This window comes from Nostoc sp. DSM 114161 (genome assembly GCF_052692665.1).
On the sequence record NZ_CP195141.1, the window covers coordinates 6,572,797 to 6,596,370 of the forward strand.

Below are 23,574 nucleotides of genomic sequence, written 5' to 3' on the forward strand. Positions count from 1 at the left end.
GCCCAATGCCCTATGTCTCGGTAAAATGGGGTTGTCAATAAGAAAAAAAAGACGCCTCAGTAAATAATCTTATGCCCACAACAGCTGATTTTTTTCAATACACCCAATGGTCGGGTATAGCCACCTTGGTATTCGCTGCTTTAGCAGTGTTGGCTTTTGTTCTCAAATGGGGCATCCGCTTTCGGTTGGTAGGGACGACTGGCTTTATGGTGGTGCTAACAGCTGGTTTATTTGCGCTTTCTATAGTCCCCTTGAGTCGTACAGTGGTTCCGGGAGCAGTGCGCTACAGTCTAGTTTATGACAATGCCTCAACCCAAGCTGTAATCGCCGTATCACCGGAAATTACCCCCACACAATTAGAGGCAACTTTACGTCAAGCAGCTAGCAATCTATATTCTTACGGTCGTTCTGGTACGCTCCAAGACGACAAGTTAACAGTTCGCGCCCGTACCATTCTTCACCCAGAAGCAGGGATTTCCATACCAGTTTACTTGGGTGAAATTAAGCGATCGCTCGTCTCTCGTGACAACTCCCCAGTAAAAGTAGAAATTTATCAAGACAAATTTGCCCAATTGCCGAAATCGAAGGCTTAAGGGGACTGGGCATTGGGCATTCGGCATTGGTCAGGGGAAAAGGTTAAAGGGAAAAGGAATAAATTTAATCTTTCCCCTTTTCCCCTTACCCCTTTCCCTTTCCCCTTGTCCTCTTTGTATCTCCCATGCCCTATGCCCAATCACCAATGCTTGTTATCAGAATGACATAATTTATTTTGTATTTACCGATACTTTAAATATTATTTTTAGATTAAGATATTGACACTTTAGCGATCGCACTGTAAGCAAAATTTTATTAGCGTAGGGTAATGGGTACTGGCAGTTACTATTTGTCAGTTGTTTTCCTAGTTACCAGTTTTGCCATTTGCAAAAATATTTGCAGCAAATGAATTGGCTGTAGGACGTATAAATCTACGCCCCTAGCTGATATATTCTGTAGCTGTAATTGCTTGAATGGTAGGACTACGAAGAAAATCCCAGTTGGCGATGCCTGCGGCGGTAAACTACGCTTTTTTTGGGAATGTGAGAGTGCTAATGTTATTTAATTATACGGTTGTTCAAAACTTTGGTAGTTCGGAATTTTAGGATGAGCAGCATAGATTCAAGCACGGTCGTCAAATTACTTAAACGGTGGGCAACAGGCTTTGTTTATTTCATGGCTCGGCTAAAATCCAGTTGAAGGGGTGTAAAATTTGTCGCCATCTTGAAATCAGCTGGCAACAAGTATCCCTAGGCAAAAGTCAACATTGATTAAGAAATATCAAAGTTTTGGCACACTAGTATATATGTCTAATAAATTTTCTACTCAACCTTCTTTGTCTACTCAAACTTCTAGTTCGTTATTTACCCTTACAGTTGCCCCAGCAAAAGTAATCCGTGGTTCTGATGTGTTGCCAGCCGCCGCAGCAGAAATCGCTTGTTTGGGAAGCCGTCCTTTAATTGTGGCGGGAGAACGGACTCTTGCGATCGGCCAAGAAAATTTACTACCGATTTTAGAAACGCAACAGTTACATCCTGCCCTAGCTTCGTATAGTCCAGATTGCTGCGAAGCTAGTTTGAAAAGTTTACGCAAGGCAGCCAAAGAACATAAAGCTGATGTAATTATCGGTGTTGGTGGCGGCAAAGCTTTGGATACAGCGAAATTAGTCGCGCAACAATTACAGCTACCAGTGGTAACGATTCCGACTTCTGCGGCTACCTGTGCAGCTTGGAGTGCCCTGTCGAATGTTTATTCAGAAGACGGGGCATTTCTTTATGATGTGGGGCTGTCTCGTTGCCCGGATTTATTGATACTCGATTATGACTTGATTAAAACTGCACCGCAACGTACTTTAGTAGCTGGAATTGGTGATGCGATCGCTAAGTGGTACGAAGCCTCAGTTAGTAGCGGGCATTTACAAGACACTTTAATTATCGCCGCAGTCCAACAAGCACGAATTTTGCGAGACATCCTCTTGCAAAAGTCAGCCGCCGCCCTCAAGGAACCAGGTAGTGAAGTTTGGCGAGAAGTCGTAGATGCGAGTGTGTTACTCGCTGGCGTAGTTGGCGGACTTGGAGGCGCACAGTGCCGCACCGTTGCCGCCCATGCTGTGCATAATGGTTTAACGCACATTTCGGGACACGGCAGTATTCACGGCGAAAAAGTTGCTTTGGGAATTCTGGTGCAACTGCGTTTAGAAGAAATGCTACAAAACAATCAACTAGCAGCATCGGCACGGCAGCAGTTGTTAAAGTTCTACGCAGAAATTGGACTACCCCAGAAGTTAAGTGATTTGGGTTTGGGCAATATTACATTAGGTGAGTTGCAAACAGCCGCCGAAATTGCCCTAGCTCCTAATTCTGACATCCATCGACTACCTTTTAAAGTCGCGCTGGAACAATTGATGGCGGCAATGGTTTCTACCACTGCACCTATAGATAGTAGAGATTCTATGAATCGAGTTTCGCCCAAGGGAATGAGTGACGAGGTTGAACCATGAGTTTGAATTGGATAGTGCCAGCAGAACGCATACAAAAACTACCACCTTATGTATTTGCCCGTTTAGACGAACTAAAAGCTAAAGCACGGGAACAAGGGTTAGATTTAATTGATTTGGGGATGGGGAACCCCGATGGTGCGACACCGCAACCAGTGGTAGAAGCGGCAATGGCCGCTTTGCAAAATCCCGCCAATCACGGTTATCCTCCCTTTGAAGGCACTGCGAGTTTCCGCCGAGCGATTACTACTTGGTATCGTCGGCGTTATGATGTCATTCTCGACCCTGATAGTGAAGCTTTACCGCTACTCGGTTCTAAAGAAGGATTAGCACATTTAGCGATCGCTTACATCAACCCAGGCGATGTAGTTCTAGTTCCTTCTCCCGCTTATCCCGCCCACTTTCGCGGCCCGGTAATTGCTGGCGGTCAAGTTCATAGCTTGATTTTGAAACCAGAGAATGACTGGTTAATCGATTTAGCTGCCATTCCTGATGAAGTTGCCCAAAAAGCCAAAATCCTCTATTTCAACTATCCCAGCAATCCCACCGCCGCCACCGCACCCCGTGAATTCTTTGAAGAAATCGTCGCCTTCGCCCGCAAATACGAAATTTTGCTGGTACACGATTTGTGTTATGCCGAGTTAGCGTTTGATGGTTATCAACCTACTAGCTTGTTAGAAATTCCCGGTGCCAAGGAAATTGGTGTGGAATTTCACACCTTATCCAAAACCTACAATATGGCAGGTTGGCGCGTCGGCTTTGTGGTGGGTAACCGCCATGTAATTCAAGGTTTGCGGACGCTGAAAACTAACTTGGATTACGGTATTTTTGCCGCCTTACAAACAGCCGCCGAAACCGCTTTGCAACTGCCAGATGTGTATTTGCATGAAGTACAACAACGCTACCGCACCCGCCGCGATTTCCTGATTGAAGGATTAGGACAATTGGGTTGGGATATTCCCAAAACCAAAGCAACGATGTACCTGTGGGTGAAATGTCCTGTAGGGATGGGTTCTACAGATTTTGCGTTAAATGTGTTGCAGCAAACAGGCGTTGTGGTGACTCCTGGTAACGCCTTTGGGGTTGCGGGTGAAGGGTATGTGAGAATTAGTTTGATTGCAGATTGCGATCGCTTGGGTGAAGCTTTACATCGCTTGAAGCAAGCTGGTATCCGCTATCAACCGGAAGCTGTAGTTTCTGCTTGAAAAGCGATCGTCGATCTGGTTAGTTGATTAGATGATGTTTGATATCATCAGCATTTACAAACTCAGATCCCCCAACCCCCTTTCCAAGGCGGCTTTATAAGTTACCTACTGTATAAAAAGAGCTAAGGGGGATCTACGTTTCAAGCTTCAGCGCGTAAGTCCGACGATGCAAAAATTCAACGGCTTAAATTAACTCGGTGAAATTCTGTCGGCGGGTTGGGCACTTTCTCATGGGCACAAGGAAGAGGGGACTGAGCTAAAACTACAATCATTTTTTCTGTACCAGTATTGATGATTTCATGTCCGACATCTTTAGGAATGTGAACGCAGTCTCCGGGTTCAACAGCCGCAATTTCATTACCAACAATCACATCTCCTGTTCCTTGCACAAAGTAACAAATTTCGTCACTTCCTGAGTGTTTGTGTAATGGGTTGGATTGTCCTGGCTCAATGCAGTAGATATTAAAGTGCATGGAGTCAGTAGAGAAAATCCGCCGCCGAACAAAGAAACGAGGGTTGAACTGAGCTATATCTTTGAGGGTTTTAAGGTCGCCATTGCTGAATTTTTTCGGATCTTTTAAAAGACTGGTATCAGCTTGTATGGGAATCAAACCAATTTCATTGGTAATTTCGGTTTGCATTGCTAATTGCTCCTTAAATTTGATGAAAAACTTTTATCAAAACAGAATTCAGGAGTCAGGAGTCAGAATTCAGTTGGATATTGGCGACCGACTGGCGGATAGCGTAACGTTAGCGAGTCTTCGAGCGTCGCATCTTGATTCTGAATTCTGAATTCTGAATTCTTCTTCAATGTTCTACTTCAATTGATTTTCCTGAAGTGCTTTGAGGTAGGCATACAGAGAATCGTAGATGAAGAATGCTTTTTCGAGAGTTTCATGGTCGTTGCCAGTCACTAAGGGAAAACCATGACTAATTGCTCTGAGTCCACTAGCTTCTGCTCTTTGGTCAATAGCTCCTGGGATATCGGCAGCGTGAACAATTTCGGCCAATTCAGCTAACACGGCATTGCTCAAGGCATTATCTTGGATAATCTGCTCAAAGGAGGTAATACCTTTGTCATGAGCATACTTGGCTCCAGGTGCATCAAAACCAATGGCATGATGGGACTGTTGAAATTCGGCAACTTGGTCTGGTTCTACAAAAACAAACTCCGCTTCTCGATCTACAAATCGCTGAATTAACCAAGCAGTTGCTAGCCGATTGACTCGAATTTGTCTGCGCGTTACCCATTTCATATACAGGTTTTCCTCTTAATAACCAGCCTGAGTGTCGTAGCGTTTGATTTTGCCAAACTTGACCAGAGCATGACCAACAGAAGTATCAACTGCTGGCTTTTCTTTTGCAACTAACCACTTCTCAAATTTTTCTTCGCTCTCCCACATTGTGATAATTAACCAGTCCCCTTTTCCGTCAGTAGGCTGAAGAATTCGCTCCATAAGAATGCCGTATCGTTGCCTTAATTAGCGATTAGATTCGATCCAATCAAAGAAAGCTTGTTCGTTTTCTTTCGGGATCTCGACAGTACGAACGCAGACTAGCGGTTTTGGTGGCGAGACAACCATTTCAAACCTCCGATTTTGCAGAAATATCTCTTGCTGTCAAAGTAAAAAGCACAGCAGTAGCTAAAAGTAATCCGCTAACTACGCTAAAGCTGATTTGATAAGAGGTATACATCAGGAGGAGTCCCAACAAAAGCGGGCCGCTGGCCTGACCTACGTCCATAATCGCGCTCATAATTCCCAATGCAGTGCCACGGCTGTTTGCTGGAGCCAAATCTGCAACTAAGGCCGATGTAGCAGCAGAGGCGATCGCAATCCCCAATCCAAACACTCCAGAAATTAATGTTAGTAAAAGTACTGTTTTAACTTGACAAAAGAGAAACATTGATACACTAGCCAGTAGCAGACCCAAGATAATTTGTTGCTTGCGTCCATGACAATCGCTGATTCGACCCATGAAGGGACGAGCCAGTACCTTGACACCAACCTGACTACTAAACACCAATCCTACAGCAGCTTTATCAATACCAACACTCAATGCATATAAGGGTAAGAAAGCTTCAACCGCACCAAAAGCTCCGAATTGGGCAGCTTCTACCAAACTGGTCAGGAGAATTGTACGATGGTACAAAATATTACCAATTGCTATTCGATTTAAAGCTAGCTTTTGCCTAGCTTCTCGATGACGATTTGTCTGTTGAGTTTGGTTAAGCAGCAGTTTAATTCCCAGTAGAGCCAAAATCCCTGCAATAGCACAGACTACATACACAGATTGCCAAGTGCTAATGCTGAGAAGTAAACCGCCGACTATGGGAGCGATCGCTCTTCCCGCCAATGTAAAAGAAGAATACCAGCCTAATCGCTCTCCTCTATGGGTAGGGGCTAAATCAGTGACATAAGCCATTGCCACCGGGCCGAGAATTGCCGTTGCCAGTCCGTGATATACCCGCACCAGTGCCAATTGCCAAGGGGTAGAAACTAACAAGTAAGCTAAAGGCGCGGTGCAAAATACTACTCCTGCCAATAATAGCAAGGGCTTTCTACCCCAATAGTCACTCAGTAAGCCTGCTGGAAAACTAACTAGAATGCCAGTTAGCGTCGAGGCGGCGGCGATCGCTCCGATTGTCGCCGGATTTGCACCCAATGTTTGAGCCAAAATTGGCAAGACTGGGTTTTTAGCAATCGTCGAGCTGAAAATTGCCAATCCCCCAACCGAACACAGCATTAGAAATGCAGAATACTTCATTGCCTAAGCATGAGTGGGGATAAAGTCTCTGGAAATGTGTTTTTTAATGTAATAGGTATTTCTTTAAATTGCAACTACTGTTACACAATACTTAAAATCTTTGTAGCGACAATTAACCCTGCTGTTTGGAGAACACTGCATATAAACCCTCAAATAGTTTGATTCCACAGGTTTCTAGTTCAGCATCAGAAAGTTTTGCTAAAAACCAGCCCTGCAAAAGAGCATCTACTCCTGGGGTTTCAGGACGCGCATACTGGCTATCTTGGAGGTCAATTTCATGTACAATTTCTGCGAGCGCTTGTATTCCCGGTTTATTCAAGCCAAAGGTTCTAGCCATCACCTCAAAGGTGCAAAGGTTACCACAATGTCCAAATATGGCATCTTTCATTTCAAAGGAAATTTCATCAGGTGCAACCTCATGAGAATATCGAATTTCGGCATGGGGATTGATAAATTTGCGAATTAGCCAAATACAGGCGAGACGGTCTATATATGGTCTGGGTCTTGTAACCCATCTTTTATTCTGGTATTCAGCAATGGCTTGATGGGGAATCTCTAAGGCTTGAGATAAAGTTGCAGAGAGGGCTTGAGCAATACGGTTTAAGATAATTGTTAGGCGTTGTCCATCAACACAATCGAAAAAGTCCACACGAGCAATTTCGCTGTGTTGTCTTCGCAGTTTTTCTAAAGTTTCCAGCAAACTGCTACGGTCTTCTAAACTAGAGTTGGAAGTTATAGACTTTTCCAATTCCATTGCCAGAGCTTCAATTTCTTGATACTCTTCGCTCTTAGCTTGACGAAATAATTCGATAATTTCTTCATCTGCTAGTCCTTCAAATCGTTCCACTCGCATTACTAAAGCTTCTCCCTTTGCTTGTTGTACTTCCTGCGCCAGCCATTGGAACGATTCAATGCACTCATCGCGATCGGGCAGAACGTAAATACTACTTTTCAGAGAGATGGCTCCAATTCGTCGCAGCCGTCGCCACAGCGTTACACGAGGACTAGAAGACGACTTGGAGGGAAGAGAGTAACAAAAAACTATCCAACTCAACTGTCAATACCTCTATTGATATCTAAAAGTAATAATTTTTATTTGTATCTCACCGTTACATGATACTGATTGTGCCAGTTGCGTAATACGGTTTTACTTTAAGTTTGAATTCTGCTGTATTAGGGAAGTCCCTTATTTCTTTGCTTGAAGTACGATCGCCCGGCTATCTGCGTTGATGACTTGGATATTATTTGCTAAAGCGATCGCTGGTGCTGTTCAACAGCGATGTCTGACGAGAAGCTGCTGCGCGTCTGGGCATCTAAGCTATATTTTCTAGTTCACAATAAAGATAGCATCACCTTATCAAAATTTCATTCATGCAAACTCCCGCTGTCACTGTTCCTCATTTAATTGCTGCGGGCTTTCACGCCCTTTCCGATCCTCTCAGGATTAGTGTGCTGGAACTGTTACGACAGCGAGAACTTTGTGTGTGCGATTTATGCGAAACCTTGGGGGTTAGTCAGTCGAAATTAAGCTTTCACCTGAAAACCCTCAAGGAAGCTGGCTTAGTTAACTCGCGTCAGGAAGGACGCTGGATTTATTACAGGTTGAATTTGCTGCAATTTAGCGTTTTAGAGCAATATTTGTCAAATTTCCACCAAGATAATCCAGCTATATCTGCGCGTCCTTGCTGCGAGTAATAAACCTAGTGGTGGCTAAAACTCATACCAATTCTCCAAAATTGGGCAACAGTTTCAAACTTTAAAACCCAAATGAATCTGAATTTCTCAATTACGAATTACGAATTACGAATTACGAATTAGTATTACTATCCAATCTTAGGCAGAACATCCTCAAACAAAACCTGCAATAATTGGCTTCCCTCTGGGCGACTCCAATCTTGAGCCAGTTCAGCTATTAGCGTATTAGTTGCTGTTAACACAACTCCTTCACGCTCCATTCTACGTCTAGACATCTCCTCGGAAATGTCGAAGGGTGAGCCAGAAGCATCCATCACAGCTTGGACATTATATCCTTCATGGCGGGCGCTAATTGCTGGATAGACTAGGCAAACGTCTGTTGTCACGCCTGCCATGATGATGTTTTTGCGTTGAGTTTCTTCCACTGCCTGCTTAAAGTTAATATCTTCCCAAGCATTCACAAGACCAGCCCGTTTAATCCGTTTTGCAAAAGCTTCAGGTAAAATGTCCTGTAGCTCAGGCATCAGCGCACCTTGAACATTCTGTTCCTGACTACTAGTAAGTAGGACTGGAATGTTGAGAATTTTTGCAGTTTTGGCTAAAGCGAGGGTATTTCGCTTCACAACCTCCAAGGGAATATTCTTAATCAATTGCATCGTTCCAACTTGGTGGTCGATTAAAAGCATGACTGAATTATCAGATGTAAATTTATCGCTCATCTTTTTTCCTGGCGAATTTTAATGAATACAAAACAAAATTTGCACAGCTTTTATTCCATTTAGGAATTTGGGTACAGCCATTTGTAGAACAATCGAGTTAACTGAGGCATGATAACGTAGGTAAGGATGCAAACAACAATCCCAATTATGATGATTTGCCCTAGTAATTCAGGGAGATAGGCAACTAAAGGTTTGAGGAAATATCTCACAGTTGATAGTGTCACAAACACCGCAAACCAGGAGAGTAAGACCATCTTGTAAAGTTTAGGAGGAAGCTTTGGTGCTTCTCTTGGCAAGACAAACCAAGTTTCTAAACCAGTGAGAAATTGCACGTTCTCTGATGTTTGAATTAGAGGCTTGGCTCGTTCAATCCACTCGTGACGCACATCTGAATCTAGCCATGCTTGTAAATTCTCTTGATTGTCAAAGTGAAGAACAATAATATATTCCGGATGCAGATTCTTCTCAGGTCGTAGGATGTTTACTCCTATATGTCCTGGAAATGTTTTCGCAACAGGAATAATTCCTCGCATCCATTCTTCGTATCCTTCTTCTCGTCCCGGTTTGACTAAATGAGTAATTACAGCTGTGACGTGATGCTCAGTAAATTTAGGGCTGTTCATTTTCTTAAGGCATAAAAATGCCACCATTTACAGGTAGGTAGGCTCCAGTAATAAACCTACTGTGTTCTGATGCCAAAAGAAGCACAGCACTAGCAATATCTTCAGGCACACCGATTCTTCTTAGGGGAGTCATTTGAGCGATCGCATCTCTACGTTCTTGAGGAACAAATGCAGAAGCGTCTGTTATAGTCAAACCTGGAGATACAGCATTTACTCGGATACCATGCGGCCCTAACTCAAAGGCTAAACTTTTCACCAAAGCATCTAATGCTGACTTCGCCGTGCTATGAGCAGAAAACCCTTGACCTGCAAAACGGGAATATTCGGAACTCATAACAATGATGCAACCCTTGTTTTGTTCTATCATTGCCGGAACGACTGCTTTTACTGGATGAAATGTAGATTTCACTTCGCCCAAAAGTTTTGCCTCAAAGTCCTCCCAACTATATTCGGTAAATGGTGCAACTTTAAAGGAACCAGCCGCGTTTAATACAAGGGTGTCGATTGGTCCTAAGGCTTCCACTACCTGCTGCACCATAACTTCAACTTGGCGAGGGTCTTTGACATCGGCTTTCACAGCCACCGCCTTACCTCCTTCAGCAACAATCGCATCTACAACTGATTGTGCAGCCGCTTCGTTGCTGTAATAGTTCGCGCCAACCGCCGCACCATGCCTACCGAACAATTTTGCAATCTCCGCACCTATACCTCGGCTAGCACCCGTTACTAAGGCAACTCGGTTTGCCATTAACTTTGTTGTTGCTAGGTCAGTTTCTACCTGAGACAGCTTATTCATATAACACTAAAACTTACTTACTAGTAAGTAAGTTTATAATGACTATCAATCTCTGTCAACAGGTGATGATGTAAAAACTTGCCAATATTTTGTAATATAAGGGTTTTGATGAGCTAGACTAACTTACTAGTTAGTTAGTTTTTCATTGATATGCCTAGTTCTCAACCAGCAAAAAGTAAACGTTCATCGTCGGTACACGATGCAGAAGCGACAAAGGCACGGATTTTGGATGCGGCGGAAAAAGAATTTGCGATCGCTGGATTAGCTGCTACTCGCACGGAGACGATTGCAGCTCAGACAGGTGTTACGAAAACTATGATTTATTACTACTATCAAAATAAAGAAGCGTTATATCAGGAAGTTCTCAACCGAGCATTTATCAAGCCGCTTGATGAAATTGTACAGTTGAATTTAGAGCAACTACCGCCCCAAGCAGCATTAGAGAGTTTTACTCAGTTGTTTTTAGAACAAACATCAAAAAACCCGAACATTCCTTCGATTTTATTTTTAGAAGCCATTCAGAACCGAGGAAAGTACTATCCAAAGCAGTCGATAGAACAAATATATGGCAAGTTAATTACGATTTTGGAGCAAGGAATTGCAGAAGGTGTTTTTCGTCCTTTAGATCCGAGACACATGGCAGTTAATATTATCGGAACTTGCGTGTTCTATGTAGCAGCCTATGAAAATGTCAAGCATCTGTGGCCGGGAAAGCGAATGCTAAGTAAAGGTATGTTAGAGGAACATTCTCAAGAAGCGTTAAATTTTGTTTTAGCAGGTGTACGCGCAGATTCAATAGAAGTCGGGAATCTTGCGTAGAGATAATCGTAGGGACACAAGGGACTTCCAATTAAAAAATACAATCGCTGTGTAGGCAAGGGGGGCAGGGAGCCTGCTTGACATATCAAATTTTTTTGAAATAATATTAATACATCAAATTTTTTTGAAATGTAGAGCGTTGGTATGCCTGCAACAGGCATGGAGTCAAGTTTGCAGATTTGGGTAACTAAATCGCTGGTATCTTGCTGGCGAGAGGTTTTAGCAGAGGGAATTGGCACTTTTATTTTAGTGTTTGCCGGTACTGGTGCAGTGATGGCGAACTACCTCAGCCAAGGCGCAATTACACACATTGGTATCAGCTTTGTCTTTAGTGCTGTTGTTGCTGCGTTGATTTACTCTTTAGGGCACATTAGCGATGCACACTTCAACCCGGCGGTAACATTGGCGTTTTGGAGTAGTGGTTTTTTCTCAAAAAAGCGAGTTTTACCGTATATTTTAGGGCAGTTAGTGGGGGCGATCGCCGCTTCAACTTTACTACTAATGAGTTTGGGGCGAGTTGCCAATTTGGGGGCGACGATACCGCTAAATGGTAATTGGTTGCAATCTTTGGTGTTGGAATTTGTTCTCAGTTTTATATTAATGTTCGTAATTTTGGGTTCGGGATTAGACCGACGCGCCCATATTGGTTTTGCTGGAATAGCGATCGGGTTGACGGTGGGAATGGAAGCAGCATTTATGGGGCCGATTACTGGTGCGAGTATGAATCCGGCGCGTTCGTTTGGCCCAGCTTTGGTGGGAGGAATTTGGCAACATCATTGGGTTTATTGGGTTGCGCCGATTTTAGGAGCGCAATTAGCAGTGATAGTATATCGACAGCTTTCTTATGGATTTCGTGATTTCAAAGAATAAAGGAGCAAATTTTATGGCAACTTTGAAAACTCATGTAGCTTTCAATGTTACCAATATTGAAAAGTCTGTGACATTTTATCAGGCAATGTTTGGTGTTGAGCCTATTAAATATAAAGTTGACTATGCTAAGTTTGATATTCCTAATCCAGCTTTAAATTTAACATTGAATTTAACTGACAATGTGCAATCTGGTGGTGCATTGTCTCATCTGGGGATACAAGTAGAAAGTACGCAAGAAGTACAAGCGGCTGTGCAGCGATTTACAGATGTAGGATTAGCATTATTTACTGAAGATAATACTGATTGTTGCTACGCTTTGCAAGATAAAGTTTGGGTAACAGATCCAGATGGCAACCGTTGGGAGGTGTTTGTGGTGAAGGTAGGAGATACGGCGGCAGAAAAAAATGTGGCGGTGGGACAAGCTGTGAGTAAGCTTTGTTGTGGGTAATAAGTGATGAAAAAGGTGATGTTTGTTTGTAAGAAAAATTCACGGCGATCGCAAATGGCAGAAGGTTTTGCTCGGACATTAGGATCGGGTAAAATTTCTGTTAGTAGTTCGGGGTTGGAAGCAAGTCATGTAGACCCAAAAACTGTTGATATTATGTCAGAAATTGGCATTGATATTAGCAATCAAACATCAAAGGCTTTAAGTGATTTCCAAGCTAAAGATTATGATACTGTGATTTCATTATGTGGGTGTGGCGTTAATTTACCCGAAGAATGGGTGTTACGAGATGTGTTTGAAGATTGGCAACTGGACGATCCAGAAGGACAACCAATTGAAGTTTTTCGCCGCGTTCGGGATGAAGTGAAAGAACGAGTTTTAAAGTTAATTGATTCTCTAAATTAATTTTATCTCACAAACAAATATCAGCAAAATAAGACGTTACATTGCAACGTCTCTACATCATTGTAAATTGGGAATAATGCAGAGGCTAGCATCTCTGCATTATTCTGAACTAAAACGAAACAAACTGTTTCAGTTATTCCCAATGATTTAAAACTTTTAAAAATTGCTGGGCTGATACCAATTTGAAAAATGAATGGGATAGATTAACACAAATCCAACATTCAAAATGGTATGAGTTAATCTATTAGATTATACGGCACTCAGCAAGAAACTAATCCGTTGCTCAAAGTCTAGCTGTTTAATTTGTGCTACAAATTCATCGGTTTCACTTGGTAATTGATAGTCAGATGGTACTCCGATGATGGTTCCATTTTCTATACCTTTTGACAACAACAGCCAAACTACCAATCTAGAGTTAGGAATCAGTTCCTTATAGCCTCGGCCGATATCATTTGCACCTGTAATTAGGTCGCGTTGTGCTTGCAGTTGTTCTTCTTTAGACAAAGCTTGAATTTGGTCAAATACTGCTTTTCCAGGAACTTCTACACTTTCAGGAGGTGCTGGTTGTAGCTGGTCTTTAATATCTAGGTAACCAAACCAAAGTATGCCTAGTTGAGTATCTACATCAAAGCGGCGAAAGGTTTCTAAAGCTGGTCTTGTTTTTTCGTCAACTGTATAAGTCATACAAAACTCCAAAGAAGTTAAAGTTACTCTCGATTGCCCAAGTGATTGAGAAAACTTAATCTCAATACTTCATTAAACTTAACAAACCAATCGAGATGAATATCTCTACTTATGGTATGAATAGCATTCACTACACAAGACAGATCGTAGATACCTCAAATTGCTACTTACAAAAATGCTCTCTTCAAAGTATGGGTTTGTAAAACTTGTATCTGGAAGCACAAACCTCACCTTTGCCTGTTACCTCTTTGGAAAGCAGTTGAATCAGCAAATCAGGTTAGCGATCGCTCTAATTAACTTCGCTGGCTCCACAGGTTTGGTGATATGCTGTTGAAATCCGGCGGCAATTGCCTGTTGATAATCGATTTCGGCTGCATAAGCGGTTAAAGCGATCGCCGGAATTTTCCCTCCCAGTTCTGGCGGCATATCTCTGATTTGGCGGATCAACATATAGCCGTCTACTTCCGGCATTCCCACATCACTCAGGAGCAGATTTGGCTGGAACTCAGGCAGAACTTGTAGTGCTTCCACAGCCGAGCCTACCTGCGTTACCATCGCCCCAGACTGCTCCAGAATGAAAGCAATCAACTCTCGCGTATCGCGCTCATCATCCACCAAGAGAATTTTCAGCCCGCTTAAATCGGGCAAATCATCTGATTGTCTATCAATCTCGCGATCGTTGAGATTAACTTTAATCAACGGCAACATGACTGTAAAGGTTGCTCCTCGTTCTTCACCCAAACTTTCTGCCTGAACTGTACCGCCATGTAACTCGACGATGTGACGAACAATCGCCAATCCTAACCCCAAACCCCCAAATTTTCTGGTAGTTGCACCATCAGCTTGGCGGAAGTAGTCAAAGACGAATGGTAAAAAATCGGGGTTAATTCCTTTGCCTGTATCGCATACTTGGAGTTGAGCTTGAGAATCAACACAGGCTAAACTGATTTCTACTTGTCCCCCTTGGGGTGTGAATTTAATAGCATTGGAGAGCAAATTCCAGATTACCTGTTGTAAACGGACTGAATCGCCCGCCACTAGGAATTTTGAGTCGTAGCCTTGGTGCGCCGACAGCACCACTTGAATTTGAGATTTGAGATTGTCGGGTTGTTTATTAAACTCAATGGATGCTAAATTTCTGTTAGTATTTTCTGATGCCAAATCTAAAATCACAAATCGCAAATTGATAGATTTAGCTTGGGCAGCTAAACGCACGGTTTCCAAAGCTGCGGCGATCGCACTTACCAAATTCACCGGAGCAATATTTAAGCTCAGTTTGCCTTGCAAAATCCGAGAAACATCCAACAAATCTTCAATTAGCTGAGTTTGCAGCTTGGCATTACGCTCAATGGTTTCCAGGGCGCGAGCGGTGGTTGCTGCGTCATACTTTCTACTTTGCAGCATCTTTGACCATCCCAGGATGGGATTTAATGGCGTGCGAAGTTCGTGCGAAAGAACTGCTAAAAATTCATCTTTAATGCGGTTAGCTTGAATTAATTGCTCTTTTCGTCGCTGTAATGAAGCCATTAATTCAAAACGTTCCAAAGCAACCGCCACCTGATCCGAAGTTGCTTGGAGTAAAGCAGTTTCCTCTGGGGTAAAGTGGGTACGGGTGCGACTGGCAAAGGAGAGTACCCCCAGCAGTTTACCCTGAGCAATTAACGGTTGGCCTGCATAGGCTGTAATTCCCAAACTTTGAAGGATGTATGCATTGGGATGGTTTGAGTGCAGCAGATTGTTGACGACAATTTGACGCCGTTCTTGGGCTACTAATCCGCACATTTCTTGATTAAATTCCAAGTATTCAATTGCTTGAAATACTTCTTCAGTGATGCCGTTCCAACCGACCAAATGAAGTTTCTGTTTATTTTCGTGGGTTTCAATCAGATAGTGGAAATAAAAATCCAAATCCATCTGCGCCGAGAGTTTACCGAACAAGCTGTTCATCAAATCCAAGGGGCGATCGGTTGAGAGCAAATCGCTGGCGGTTTCAAACAGCAACTTCAGTCCTTCACTACGCTCTTGTAAGGCTTTTTCTGCTCGTTCGCGTTCTCGAAGGGCGCGTTCGCGTTCGGTAATGTCAACTGCAACTCCTCCTACCAAGCGTTGCCCAGACACATCTGCAATAGGAAACTTGTATACTAAAAATTCGCCAAGGCTGCCATCTGTACGCGGGGCAGATTCAATGGCTTCCAACACCTTATTCGTCTCGGCAACTATTTTTATATTATTCAAGAATAGCTGAGCAATTTCAGCCGGATATAGCTCAAAAATATTTTTATTAATAGCGTTGTTTGTTGCTAATTCAAATGTACGGAAATAAGTCGGGCTGAGATAAAGTATGCGTCCGTCTGTATCTGTAATCCATGCTGCGGCGGGACTGTTGTCCATAAAAGCTTGAAAGCGTTCTTCACTTTGGTGCAAGGCTTTTTCTATTTGCTGGCGATCGCGCAGCGCAGCTTGCTGTTCGCTAATATCAAGAATAAATACTACTGATTTGTGCCGAAATTCTCCTAACAAAGAGTAGCCAATGACAACGGGTACGCGAGAACCATCTTTGCGAATGTATTCTTTTTCATAAGGAGTACAAGCTCCTTTAGACTTGGCTTCGGCAATGGCCAGTTCGTCTAAATAAAAATATTCTGGTGGCGTGATATCAGTCCACCGTAGTTTGCCAGCTTGCAAATCCTCTTGGCTATAGCCAACAATTCGCAGAAACTCGTCATTGGCTTCATTGATGCTACCTTCGACATCGCCAAATATAATCCCGACTACATTCGCTTCGACAAAACTCCTCAACCGCTCCTCACTAGCTTTAACTGCGGCTTCTGCCTGCTTGCGAGCAGTGATATTCATGATGCTTACCAACACGCTATCAAATTTAGCATTTTCTGGCGGAAAGGTAATTGTAAACAGGACGTTGAGACGTTCTCCGTGGAGAGTTTTGAGAATCGTTTCTGATTCTAAGCAAGTTTCCCCATTAGTAATTGCTAGCAATTCTTCGACAAATACTTCTAAAGCTTCCGGTACGAATATTTTATCGAGTGGAACCAAAAGTTGATTTTTATTTTCAGCCCCAAACATTCGCACAGCTGCATTATTCACGTTGACAATTTTCACCATGTCAACGGCTTGTTGAATAAATTCAGGGTGTTCGGCAAAAAAGGCGCGAAAATTCTCTACACCTTGGGCTTTCAAATCATCAAGGGCTGCTTTGACTAGAGAAAAATCTTCTTCAAAAATTGACACCCCTGCGGCTTCAAAAATATAACGATATTTTCTCTCCTGTTCTTGGAGTGCTGCTTCTATCTGTTTGCGTTCGCTAATATCTGTAGTGCTGCCAACTATGCGTAGCGGCTTCCCGTCAGCATCTCGCTTGACGACTATTCCTTGGTCTAGCACATATACATACTGATTATCTTGGTTGCGAATTCGATACTCAGCAGTGTAGCGATCGCCATTTGACCACGCAACCCCCGCTTGAGTTTCTACACGTTGTAAATCTTCTGGATGGACAAGCTGACGCCACCAATTACCATTTGTTTTTGCAATATCGAGGGGATAGCCTAAAATTCGGGTTAAACCATCGGTTCTTTCAACCCGATCCTGCTCTATATCCCAGTCATATATCAGACAATTGACCGCAGCGGCGGCTAACTCGAAACGCTCGTTAGCTAGCCTCACGCGTTCCTCTTTTTCACGCAGAGTTTGTTCTACTTGTTTGCGTTGGCTGATGTCACGAAAAAAAATGTCAAGACCATCTTCACAAGGGTAAGCGTGAATCTCCAACCACAAGTCACATTCGGATGGCAAGTAATAATGATGCTCAAAGTGGACGGGAATTTGTTCTGCCATCGCTCGTCGGTATTGTAGCTCAAGATTTGTGCCTACTGACGCGGGCCATTCTTCCCAGTGACAGTTACCAACGACTTGTGTGCGGGATTTGCCGTTAATTCGCTCTGCTTCAGCATTTTGGTAGATGATTCGCCAATCTCGGTCTAAACTGACAAAAGCATCGCTCATGCTTTCTAGAGTACGCGTCACCCGTTCATTGGCTTGCTGTAATGCCGATAGAGCTTGTTTGCGTTCGCTCAAATCAACAACAAAACCAATAACCGTTTCTTGACCGTCTTCTACGAGGACAGAACCAAGCAGAACCGGAACGTGGGAACCATCTTTGCAAATATATTCTTTTTCAAAAGGTTTACAAACTCCGCTGGTTCTCAGTTCTTCGACGCAATGCTCGCTTAAAATCAGAGACTCCGGCGTGGTAATCTTCCGCCAGTCGATTTCGTTGGCAGACAAATCTTCTTGCGTGTAACCCACCATCTTCAAAAAGGCATCATTGGCCTCAATAACCTGACCGTTGAGGTCGCTAACAATGACTCCAATGATGTTAGATTCTGCGAGTCGGCTAAACCGCATTTCGCTCTTTTGTAACAACTTTAGACTTGACTCTGCTTTGCTTTTAGCAGTTTGTAATTCGGAGAAAAGTGCAGTAATTAAGAAAGAGACAAGTGAAAAAGTTGTTAATCGTACCAAAACGCTCAAGCTTGGGATCTCGAAGGAGTAGACTGGCTCAATGAGAAAGTAGAAGGCGACTATGGCAGATAAAGCGATCGCTAACATTCCCACTTCCATGCCACCATACCACGCACTAACAGCCACGGCAGCATAAAAAAAGGTAAACACGCTCGGATCGAATACTGGCTGTAATAATCGCGCCATAATTAGGGCAACTACTACCGCCAAAATCATCACGCCATAAGTTAATGAGCGAGAGCGCACCATCAAGAATTTTTCCAGTAATTTGACGCTCATCTCAGGAGTCCTCCCTTTGCCTTGCTTTAGAGAGATACTCGCTTAGTTGTCTTTTCTTCGGTTCGCCCATCTTTTCTAGCATTTCTTCAATCAGTTTTAATGCCATCTGTGAAGGCACAGCAGATCCGTTTTCCCAGCGATTGACTGTTCGCAGGGAAACTCCTAAATTGGCTGCAAACCTTTTCTGAGACAGATCGAGTTGCTGTCGAAGTTCGCGGATTAAATCTGCAATTTTTAAAGACTTTTCTAGTTCCATAGTCAGCAGAATAAGACAAGTGTTGCGTCATTTGTCTCCGACTTGAGGAAGAAATTTAATCATCATGAGATATTATCTACCCACAGATAAATTGCATCTTTTGGTAAAACCCAAATCCCGCTTATTAGTGTTTGCTGCTGTGTATAGAAGGTATTGCTACATCAATAGTCTGCTCCTTATGATTGCTATAATTTACGTGAATGAAAACTTATGGAGACGAAAGAAGTACAAAGGTAATTTATAAAATAAAAATAAAATTTGCTCTGTTACGTCAGAACAAATAGTAATATAATCGATTGTTAAATATTTATCATGTACTATACAATGCTGAGAATCAGCGCATAATATTTGAAATTCTCGAACTTCGGATTTTATTTAGAAATCAAATCATCAGGCTTCAGATATCCGACTTATTAAAGAAGTCGGGGATATTTCCAACTTAAAAAGTGTAGCTAGTTTTACTTCTTGAGTAAGATGTCAATGGCGAATATGTAAAGCTAGAATATAGCGTTAAGTCAATTGTTGCCTAATTTATATTTATATTGCTATTTTGATTAATCAACGCTCAGAAAATCTTTTCGACACTAAACAGCAAGCACCAGCCCAAAACTATAAATTTAGCTGGTTCGATCGGTTTTGTCTTTGGTATCCTCCAGGCTGGCTGATTTTATTTAACCGCCACTGGCAACACTACCATGCAGATCCAGATGGTTGGAATTGGCTAGAATATGGATTATTTTTAATTCCTGGCGGATTTTATTTAGCAATGCTGAGCCGTTGGTTGCGTTTGGGTTGTCGTTCGCCGCGTAAAGAAGTTGGTGAATTCGATCCGAATTATCAACAAGCTTTTCGCCAAGAAGTTATCGACCCCATCGTCAAATATTATTTTCGAGGAGAATTACAGCAAATCGAAAACTTGCCGCCAAAGGGGCCGTTAATTGTGGCGATGAACCACGCAGGAATGTGTTTTCCTTGGGACTTTTTGACTTTAGCTTATTTATTAGGTGAAACTAGAGGATGGAAAGTACAACCCCTAGCAAGTCCAGCATTATTTGACCATCCTTGGGTGATTTGGTGGTTACCACCCAAATGGTCGCAAGTATTGGGTGGTGTACGAGCAGAATTAAATGATTTTGAGGCTGCGATCGCCCAAGGTAAAATTCTCTTATACGCACCCGAAGGGATAAGGGGGCCTGGGAAAGGTTGGAGAAAACGCCATCAACTACAAAAGTTTGATGTCAGCTTTATGCAACTGAGCGATCGCTATCATATTCCCATTCTCCCAGTGGTTTGCATGGGTAGCGAATTTCTCCATCCTTGGGCTTTTAATATCACTAAATTACAACAGCTAATCAAATTACCATTCTTGCCTGTCTCGCCTTTGATGTTTGCCTTATTTCTGTTTCCCTCAATGGGAGTTTGGGCAATGAAAACTCGTCTGCGTTATTTTATTCAGCCCTTGGAATCAGCAGAACTAGCTAGCGACTCAAACAAAGGACGTACAGCAGCTTACCAACAAGCGCAAAAATTACGAGAAAAACTGCAAATTCAAATTAATAAGTTGTTGGTTCAGAAGGCAGAAGGCAGAGGGCAGCAGTTCGACCCTTCGACAAAGCTCAGGACAGGCAAGCTCACTGACCGGGCAGAAGGGATCGATTAGCAAATACACCAATTGTAGAGACGCGATGAATCGCGTCTTCAGCTTCGTCCAAGGATCTGCTGCAAAAATTAGACTTCTTGCAGAAGTAGGGAAAAGGGTAAGGGGGAAAGGGAAAAGGAATAAAAAAACCTTTCCCCTTTTCCCGCCTCTTGCAAAAGTTACTTTTGCAAGAGGTCTATTGTTGGAATTGGTATGAGAAAAAACCTGTTCCTTTTTTTCTGTTTTGTCTTCCCTGTAAGAACTTCCGCCTTCCCTGCAAGAGCTTCCGTCTTCCTTGCAAGCCTTTCCGTCTTCCTTGCAAGCCTTTCCGCCTTCCTTGCAAGCCTTTCCGCCTTCCCTGCAAGCCTTTCCGCCTTGACGTTTCCGTATTACGCGCAGCCTGCAAGAGCTTCCGCCTTCACATTATCAGAAACAGACTTGTGTTGTAGCTATTTTCACGTAAGTGGAATAAATTTTCAGGGCACAATTTGTAACCCAAATCCCCGACTTTGTGAAAAATAGGGGATTTAATACTGTTACCAATTCCAACAATCTTTGCAACACATCCTTGGGTGGAGATAAAGACGCGATTCATCGCGTCTCTACAATTGGTGTATTTGTTGCATTGTTTTTGGCTGTAATTAAAAAACTAATTGACTTAAAAAGAACGCCACAGCAGCACTTCCCAAAGGAACTGTTAAATTGTCAATGCCTAAAACAGAAAAAGCTTCTAAAGCAGTAGCAATCAAGGCCACTAACAATGATATTGCCCAATTTTGCCAACTGTTTCCTTGAGTTCCAACTAAAATCCAACAGCTGACGAAATAGCTCACAAGCATCATAGTCAAGGAGCCTTCCCAACTTTTTTCTGCTCCAGAGACTTTGTACTTGTGTTTGCCAAAACGCTTCCCAATTAAAGCTGCTAATCCATCTCCCCAAGTCATAACTAAAATGCCTAATACTGCGTACTGCGGTTGTTGCAAATACCAGAACCAAGCAATTAAAATACCGATACTCAGAGAGTAAAAAAATGTCCCGAAACTTTGGCGTCCAACGCTATTAATGCCAGGAAGAATCGGAAATCGGTAAGATAGTAAAGTGATTGCGCTTGCTAAAATCGAGGCCGTAATCCCGACGCTAGCCGGAATATCCAACCACCAAGCGAGTAAAATCACATTACCAGTGCCAATATGAACTATTTTCCTGATGATTTCTGCTTCGCCATTAGCAAAGCGATTTACCACCCATGCAATGAGGAGAATCAATAAGACCCAAATTGCAGCGATGCCTACGGCAGTGTCTGGCAATGCAATTTGCAGCCATAAAATCAAAATTGAGGTTAAATCAGAAAATGTAATCAACAAAGATACTACACAATGAATATTTTTACCTCTATTACTAATTTATAAGATTTAGGTAACTGTAATGAAACTATTATTAATTTGGCTGATTCGCGGCTACCGAATGTTTATTTCGCCATTGTTTCCTCCAAGTTGTCGTTTTCAGCCAACTTGTTCGATGTATGCCATTGAAGCCATTGAACGATTTGGAATATTTCGCGGTAGCTGGATGGCAGCCCTACGGATTTTACGCTGTCATCCCTTTCATCCAGGCGGTTATGACCCAGTACCGGAGGTGAAAGAGAAGTAGTGGGGGTATTGGGGATTGGGGAGTGGGGGAGATGGGGAGGTGGGGAGACAAGGGAGAAAGCTTCGCCTTGGGCAAAGGGCAAAGGGGAAAGGAAAGATTCTTTCTTGTCCCTTTTCCCTTTTCCCTTTTACCTTTTCCCTACCCGAAGGGTTTTCCCCATGCCCATTTAGGGTATAGTCTTTTGGGGAGATGTCAACGGCTGGAGTTGTCATCTAGTTTGAGAGGGTTGAATAATCTAAATTTAGAGTGATGATGATTAACCCTACTGCTATTTATATACCCGACCAACCACAAATTCCCAGCCCTGAACCAGGCCCGCTACCAAGTCCTGAACCAGTACCTACTCCTATCCCCCAACCCTTACCTGAGCCTGTACCAGAACCAGTACCTGCTCCCATTCCTCAAACAGTGCCTGGGCCAATTCCTCAAACAGTTCCTGGAACAATTCCCCAAACCATACCGGAGCCTGTTTGAATTACCTTGGTAATATAATCGAAAATCCCAAATCTAAAATCCAAAATGTTAAGAGCCGGAATTGTCGGACTTCCCAACGTCGGAAAATCTACTTTATTTAATGCTGTAGTTGCTAATGCCAAAGCAGAAGCGGCTAATTTCCCTTTTTGCACGATTGAACCGAATGTCGGCGTTGTCGCAGTACCGGATGAGCGGTTAAATGTTCTCGCTAAAATTGGCAGTTCGGTACAAATTGTCGCCGCACGTGTGGAGTTTGTGGATATTGCCGGTTTAGTTAAAGGTGCAAGTCAAGGTGAGGGACTAGGCAATCAATTTTTGTCCCACATCCGGGAAGTTGATGCGATCGTCCACGTGGTACGCTGTTTTGAAAATGATGATATTATCCACGTTGCTGGTTCTGTTGACCCAATGCGAGATATTGAAATCATTAATTTAGAACTGGGTTTATCAGATTTAGCACAAATTGAGCGACGAATCGATCGCACTCGCAAACAAGCTCGCACTAGCAAAGATGCTCAGTTTGAAGTCACAGTTTTGGAAAAATTAGCTGCGGCTTTAAATGAAGGTAAATCGGTGCGTCAAGTGAGTTTGAATGAAGAAGAAGCAGAGATTATTAAAGGATTAGGACTGCTCACTAATAAACCAATTATCTACGCTGCCAATGTATCTGAGGATGACTTGGCAACGGGTAATGATTTTGTGGAAAAAGTGCGACAAGTTGCTGCAACAGAAAATGCTCAAGTTGTCATAGTTTCTGCTCAAGTTGAAGCTGAATTAGTGGAATTACCAGAGGAAGATAAAGCTGATTTTCTGGCGTCTTTAGGTGTGGAAGAAGGTGGTTTGAAGTCATTAATTCGTGCTACCTACACCCTTTTAGGCTTGCGGACATATTTCACTTGCGGCCCCAAAGAAACCCGCGCTTGGACAATTCATGCAGGAATGTCTGCACCTCAAGCCGCAGGTGTCATCCACAGTGATTTTGAGAGGGGATTTATCCGCGCTGAAACCGTCGCTTACAAAGACTTGGTAGCCACAGGTTCGATGAATGCTGCTAAGGAAAAAGGATTGGTTCGTAGTGAAGGAAAAGAGTATATCGTGCAAGAAGGGGATGTGATGTTATTCCGCTTTAATGTCTAAGGAAGTATAGGCTTTTTATCGAAAACTAGAGCAAGCTATT

The 23,574-nt window shown here is 42.9% G+C and carries 24 protein-coding genes; 12 read left to right on the forward strand and 12 right to left on the reverse strand.

Annotation, left to right across the window (positions count from 1 at the left end; translation table 11 throughout):
* Window positions 1-71: 71 nt before the first annotated feature.
* The 3 genes from NSTC745_RS27690 to NSTC745_RS27700 all read left to right on the forward strand — a co-directional run bounded on the left by NSTC745_RS27690 (window position 72) and on the right by NSTC745_RS27700 (window position 3,735).
* A complete protein-coding gene (locus tag NSTC745_RS27690) occupies window positions 72-593 on the forward strand; it encodes a Ycf51 family protein (RefSeq protein ID WP_445633849.1) in 522 nt (173 codons plus the stop codon).
* 746 nt (window positions 594-1,339) lie between these two features.
* Window positions 1,340-2,533 carry an iron-containing alcohol dehydrogenase family protein gene (locus tag NSTC745_RS27695; RefSeq protein ID WP_445633850.1) on the forward strand — a complete coding sequence of 398 codons (1,194 nt, stop codon included), beginning with the start codon at window positions 1,340-1,342 and terminating at the stop codon, window positions 2,531-2,533.
* Window positions 2,530-3,735, forward strand: coding sequence for an aspartate aminotransferase (locus NSTC745_RS27700; protein ID WP_190948377.1), 1,206 nt, complete (start codon window positions 2,530-2,532; stop codon window positions 3,733-3,735). Before NSTC745_RS27695 ends, NSTC745_RS27700 begins: the two co-directional genes overlap by 4 nt.
* 176 nt (window positions 3,736-3,911) lie before the next feature.
* Here the strand turns inward: NSTC745_RS27700 and NSTC745_RS27705 are convergent, their stop codons facing one another.
* The 5 genes from NSTC745_RS27705 to NSTC745_RS27725 form a co-directional block, all read right to left on the reverse strand.
* On the reverse strand, window positions 3,912-4,376 hold the full coding sequence (locus tag NSTC745_RS27705) for a cupin domain-containing protein (protein WP_445633851.1): 465 nt from the start codon (window positions 4,374-4,376) through the stop codon (window positions 3,912-3,914).
* 174 nt (window positions 4,377-4,550) lie between these two features.
* On the reverse strand, window positions 4,551-4,991 hold the full coding sequence (locus NSTC745_RS27710) for a chromate resistance protein ChrB domain-containing protein (protein ID WP_445633852.1): 441 nt from the start codon (window positions 4,989-4,991) through the stop codon (window positions 4,551-4,553).
* 15 nt (window positions 4,992-5,006) lie between these two features.
* A complete protein-coding gene (locus tag NSTC745_RS27715; RefSeq protein WP_445633853.1) occupies window positions 5,007-5,192 on the reverse strand; it encodes an antibiotic biosynthesis monooxygenase in 186 nt (61 codons plus the stop codon).
* A gap of 127 nt (window positions 5,193-5,319) precedes the next feature.
* Complete coding sequence (locus NSTC745_RS27720) at window positions 5,320-6,501, reverse strand: MFS transporter (protein WP_445633854.1); 1,182 nt, start codon at window positions 6,499-6,501, stop codon at window positions 5,320-5,322.
* Between the two features lie 112 nt (window positions 6,502-6,613).
* A complete protein-coding gene (locus NSTC745_RS27725) occupies window positions 6,614-7,555 on the reverse strand; it encodes a chromate resistance protein ChrB domain-containing protein (protein WP_445633855.1) in 942 nt (313 codons plus the stop codon).
* Between the two features lie 317 nt (window positions 7,556-7,872).
* Here NSTC745_RS27725 and NSTC745_RS27730 point away from each other — a divergent pair, with 317 nt between their 5' ends.
* Window positions 7,873-8,196 carry an ArsR/SmtB family transcription factor gene (locus NSTC745_RS27730; protein WP_445633856.1) on the forward strand — a complete coding sequence of 108 codons (324 nt, stop codon included), beginning with the start codon at window positions 7,873-7,875 and terminating at the stop codon, window positions 8,194-8,196.
* A 128-nt stretch (window positions 8,197-8,324) separates the two neighbouring features.
* Here NSTC745_RS27730 and NSTC745_RS27735 read toward each other — a convergent pair whose 3' ends face one another.
* From NSTC745_RS27735 to NSTC745_RS27745, 3 genes are read right to left on the reverse strand one after another with little or no spacing between them, the layout of a single operon-like run.
* The gene (locus NSTC745_RS27735) at window positions 8,325-8,915 is read right to left on the reverse strand and encodes an isochorismatase family protein (RefSeq protein WP_445633857.1); all 591 of its coding nucleotides are present in this window, start codon (window positions 8,913-8,915) and stop codon (window positions 8,325-8,327) included.
* Between the two features lie 59 nt (window positions 8,916-8,974).
* Window positions 8,975-9,538, reverse strand: a complete 564-nt coding sequence (locus NSTC745_RS27740) for an antibiotic biosynthesis monooxygenase (protein WP_445633858.1) — start codon at window positions 9,536-9,538, stop codon at window positions 8,975-8,977.
* Window positions 9,539-9,542: 4 nt separating this feature from the next.
* Window positions 9,543-10,334, reverse strand: coding sequence for an SDR family NAD(P)-dependent oxidoreductase (locus tag NSTC745_RS27745; RefSeq protein WP_445633859.1), 792 nt, complete (start codon window positions 10,332-10,334; stop codon window positions 9,543-9,545).
* A gap of 150 nt (window positions 10,335-10,484) precedes the next feature.
* Between NSTC745_RS27745 and NSTC745_RS27750 the strand changes: the two genes are divergently transcribed.
* The 4 genes from NSTC745_RS27750 to arsC all read left to right on the forward strand — a co-directional run bounded on the left by NSTC745_RS27750 (window position 10,485) and on the right by arsC (window position 12,873).
* Window positions 10,485-11,153: a TetR family transcriptional regulator gene (locus NSTC745_RS27750; RefSeq protein WP_445633860.1), complete on the forward strand. Its 669-nt coding sequence runs from the start codon at window positions 10,485-10,487 to the stop codon at window positions 11,151-11,153.
* Window positions 11,154-11,312: 159 nt separating this feature from the next.
* Window positions 11,313-12,023, forward strand: a complete 711-nt coding sequence (locus NSTC745_RS27755) for an MIP/aquaporin family protein (protein ID WP_445638705.1) — start codon at window positions 11,313-11,315, stop codon at window positions 12,021-12,023.
* 13 nt (window positions 12,024-12,036) lie between these two features.
* Complete coding sequence (locus NSTC745_RS27760; protein WP_445633861.1) at window positions 12,037-12,471, forward strand: ArsI/CadI family heavy metal resistance metalloenzyme; 435 nt, start codon at window positions 12,037-12,039, stop codon at window positions 12,469-12,471.
* A gap of 6 nt (window positions 12,472-12,477) precedes the next feature.
* Complete coding sequence (arsC, locus tag NSTC745_RS27765) at window positions 12,478-12,873, forward strand: arsenate reductase, glutathione/glutaredoxin type (RefSeq protein WP_445633862.1); 396 nt, start codon at window positions 12,478-12,480, stop codon at window positions 12,871-12,873.
* Between the two features lie 249 nt (window positions 12,874-13,122).
* Here the strand turns inward: arsC and NSTC745_RS27770 are convergent, their stop codons facing one another.
* The 3 genes from NSTC745_RS27770 to NSTC745_RS27780 form a co-directional block, all read right to left on the reverse strand.
* Window positions 13,123-13,557, reverse strand: coding sequence for an orange carotenoid protein N-terminal domain-containing protein (locus NSTC745_RS27770; protein ID WP_445633863.1), 435 nt, complete (start codon window positions 13,555-13,557; stop codon window positions 13,123-13,125).
* Between the two features lie 264 nt (window positions 13,558-13,821).
* Window positions 13,822-18,378 carry a PAS domain S-box protein gene (locus tag NSTC745_RS27775; protein WP_445633864.1) on the reverse strand — a complete coding sequence of 1,519 codons (4,557 nt, stop codon included), beginning with the start codon at window positions 18,376-18,378 and terminating at the stop codon, window positions 13,822-13,824.
* A gap of 1 nt (window position 18,379) precedes the next feature.
* Window positions 18,380-18,634: a helix-turn-helix domain-containing protein gene (locus NSTC745_RS27780; RefSeq protein WP_445633865.1), complete on the reverse strand. Its 255-nt coding sequence runs from the start codon at window positions 18,632-18,634 to the stop codon at window positions 18,380-18,382.
* A 550-nt stretch (window positions 18,635-19,184) separates the two neighbouring features.
* Between NSTC745_RS27780 and NSTC745_RS27785 the strand changes: the two genes are divergently transcribed.
* On the forward strand, window positions 19,185-20,294 hold the full coding sequence (locus NSTC745_RS27785) for a 1-acyl-sn-glycerol-3-phosphate acyltransferase (protein ID WP_445633866.1): 1,110 nt from the start codon (window positions 19,185-19,187) through the stop codon (window positions 20,292-20,294).
* 620 nt (window positions 20,295-20,914) lie between these two features.
* Here NSTC745_RS27785 and NSTC745_RS27790 read toward each other — a convergent pair.
* Entirely contained in the window at window positions 20,915-21,637 is a 723-nt protein-coding gene (locus tag NSTC745_RS27790; protein ID WP_445633867.1) for a diacylglycerol/polyprenol kinase family protein, read from the reverse strand.
* A 61-nt stretch (window positions 21,638-21,698) separates the two neighbouring features.
* Between NSTC745_RS27790 and yidD the strand changes: the two genes are divergently transcribed.
* The 3 genes from yidD (at window position 21,699) to ychF (ending at window position 23,534) form a co-directional block, all read left to right on the forward strand.
* Window positions 21,699-21,923 (forward strand): membrane protein insertion efficiency factor YidD, encoded by a 225-nt coding sequence (gene yidD, locus NSTC745_RS27795; RefSeq protein WP_096534396.1) that lies wholly within the window; start codon window positions 21,699-21,701, stop codon window positions 21,921-21,923.
* A 252-nt stretch (window positions 21,924-22,175) separates the two neighbouring features.
* Window positions 22,176-22,397 carry a hypothetical protein gene (locus tag NSTC745_RS27800; protein ID WP_096534397.1) on the forward strand — a complete coding sequence of 74 codons (222 nt, stop codon included), beginning with the start codon at window positions 22,176-22,178 and terminating at the stop codon, window positions 22,395-22,397.
* Between the two features lie 45 nt (window positions 22,398-22,442).
* A complete protein-coding gene (gene ychF, locus NSTC745_RS27805) occupies window positions 22,443-23,534 on the forward strand; it encodes a redox-regulated ATPase YchF (protein WP_445633868.1) in 1,092 nt (363 codons plus the stop codon).
* Window positions 23,535-23,574: the final 40 nt, after the last annotated feature.

What these genes read in the sequence shown, in the direction of transcription:
- NSTC745_RS27690 (WP_445633849.1), top strand. Translation starts at nt 72, where the DNA reads ATGCCCACAACAGCTGATTTTTTTCAATACACCCAATGGTCGGGTATA.
- NSTC745_RS27695 (WP_445633850.1), top strand. Translation starts at nt 1,340, where the DNA reads ATGTCTAATAAATTTTCTACTCAACCTTCTTTGTCTACTCAAACTTCT.
- NSTC745_RS27700 (WP_190948377.1), top strand. Translation starts at nt 2,530, where the DNA reads ATGAGTTTGAATTGGATAGTGCCAGCAGAACGCATACAAAAACTACCA.
- NSTC745_RS27705 (WP_445633851.1), bottom strand. Translation starts at nt 4,376, where the DNA reads ATGCAAACCGAAATTACCAATGAAATTGGTTTGATTCCCATACAAGCT.
- NSTC745_RS27710 (WP_445633852.1), bottom strand. Translation starts at nt 4,991, where the DNA reads ATGAAATGGGTAACGCGCAGACAAATTCGAGTCAATCGGCTAGCAACT.
- NSTC745_RS27715 (WP_445633853.1), bottom strand. Translation starts at nt 5,192, where the DNA reads ATGGAGCGAATTCTTCAGCCTACTGACGGAAAAGGGGACTGGTTAATT.
- NSTC745_RS27720 (WP_445633854.1), bottom strand. Translation starts at nt 6,501, where the DNA reads ATGAAGTATTCTGCATTTCTAATGCTGTGTTCGGTTGGGGGATTGGCA.
- NSTC745_RS27730 (WP_445633856.1), top strand. Translation starts at nt 7,873, where the DNA reads ATGCAAACTCCCGCTGTCACTGTTCCTCATTTAATTGCTGCGGGCTTT.
- NSTC745_RS27735 (WP_445633857.1), bottom strand. Translation starts at nt 8,915, where the DNA reads ATGAGCGATAAATTTACATCTGATAATTCAGTCATGCTTTTAATCGAC.
- NSTC745_RS27740 (WP_445633858.1), bottom strand. Translation starts at nt 9,538, where the DNA reads ATGAACAGCCCTAAATTTACTGAGCATCACGTCACAGCTGTAATTACT.
- NSTC745_RS27745 (WP_445633859.1), bottom strand. Translation starts at nt 10,334, where the DNA reads ATGAATAAGCTGTCTCAGGTAGAAACTGACCTAGCAACAACAAAGTTA.
- NSTC745_RS27750 (WP_445633860.1), top strand. Translation starts at nt 10,485, where the DNA reads ATGCCTAGTTCTCAACCAGCAAAAAGTAAACGTTCATCGTCGGTACAC.
- NSTC745_RS27755 (WP_445638705.1), top strand. Translation starts at nt 11,313, where the DNA reads ATGGAGTCAAGTTTGCAGATTTGGGTAACTAAATCGCTGGTATCTTGC.
- NSTC745_RS27760 (WP_445633861.1), top strand. Translation starts at nt 12,037, where the DNA reads ATGGCAACTTTGAAAACTCATGTAGCTTTCAATGTTACCAATATTGAA.
- arsC (WP_445633862.1), top strand. Translation starts at nt 12,478, where the DNA reads ATGAAAAAGGTGATGTTTGTTTGTAAGAAAAATTCACGGCGATCGCAA.
- NSTC745_RS27770 (WP_445633863.1), bottom strand. Translation starts at nt 13,557, where the DNA reads ATGACTTATACAGTTGACGAAAAAACAAGACCAGCTTTAGAAACCTTT.
- NSTC745_RS27775 (WP_445633864.1), bottom strand. Translation starts at nt 18,378, where the DNA reads ATGAGCGTCAAATTACTGGAAAAATTCTTGATGGTGCGCTCTCGCTCA.
- NSTC745_RS27780 (WP_445633865.1), bottom strand. Translation starts at nt 18,634, where the DNA reads ATGGAACTAGAAAAGTCTTTAAAAATTGCAGATTTAATCCGCGAACTT.
- yidD (WP_096534396.1), top strand. Translation starts at nt 21,699, where the DNA reads ATGAAACTATTATTAATTTGGCTGATTCGCGGCTACCGAATGTTTATT.
- NSTC745_RS27800 (WP_096534397.1), top strand. Translation starts at nt 22,176, where the DNA reads ATGATTAACCCTACTGCTATTTATATACCCGACCAACCACAAATTCCC.
- ychF (WP_445633868.1), top strand. Translation starts at nt 22,443, where the DNA reads ATGTTAAGAGCCGGAATTGTCGGACTTCCCAACGTCGGAAAATCTACT.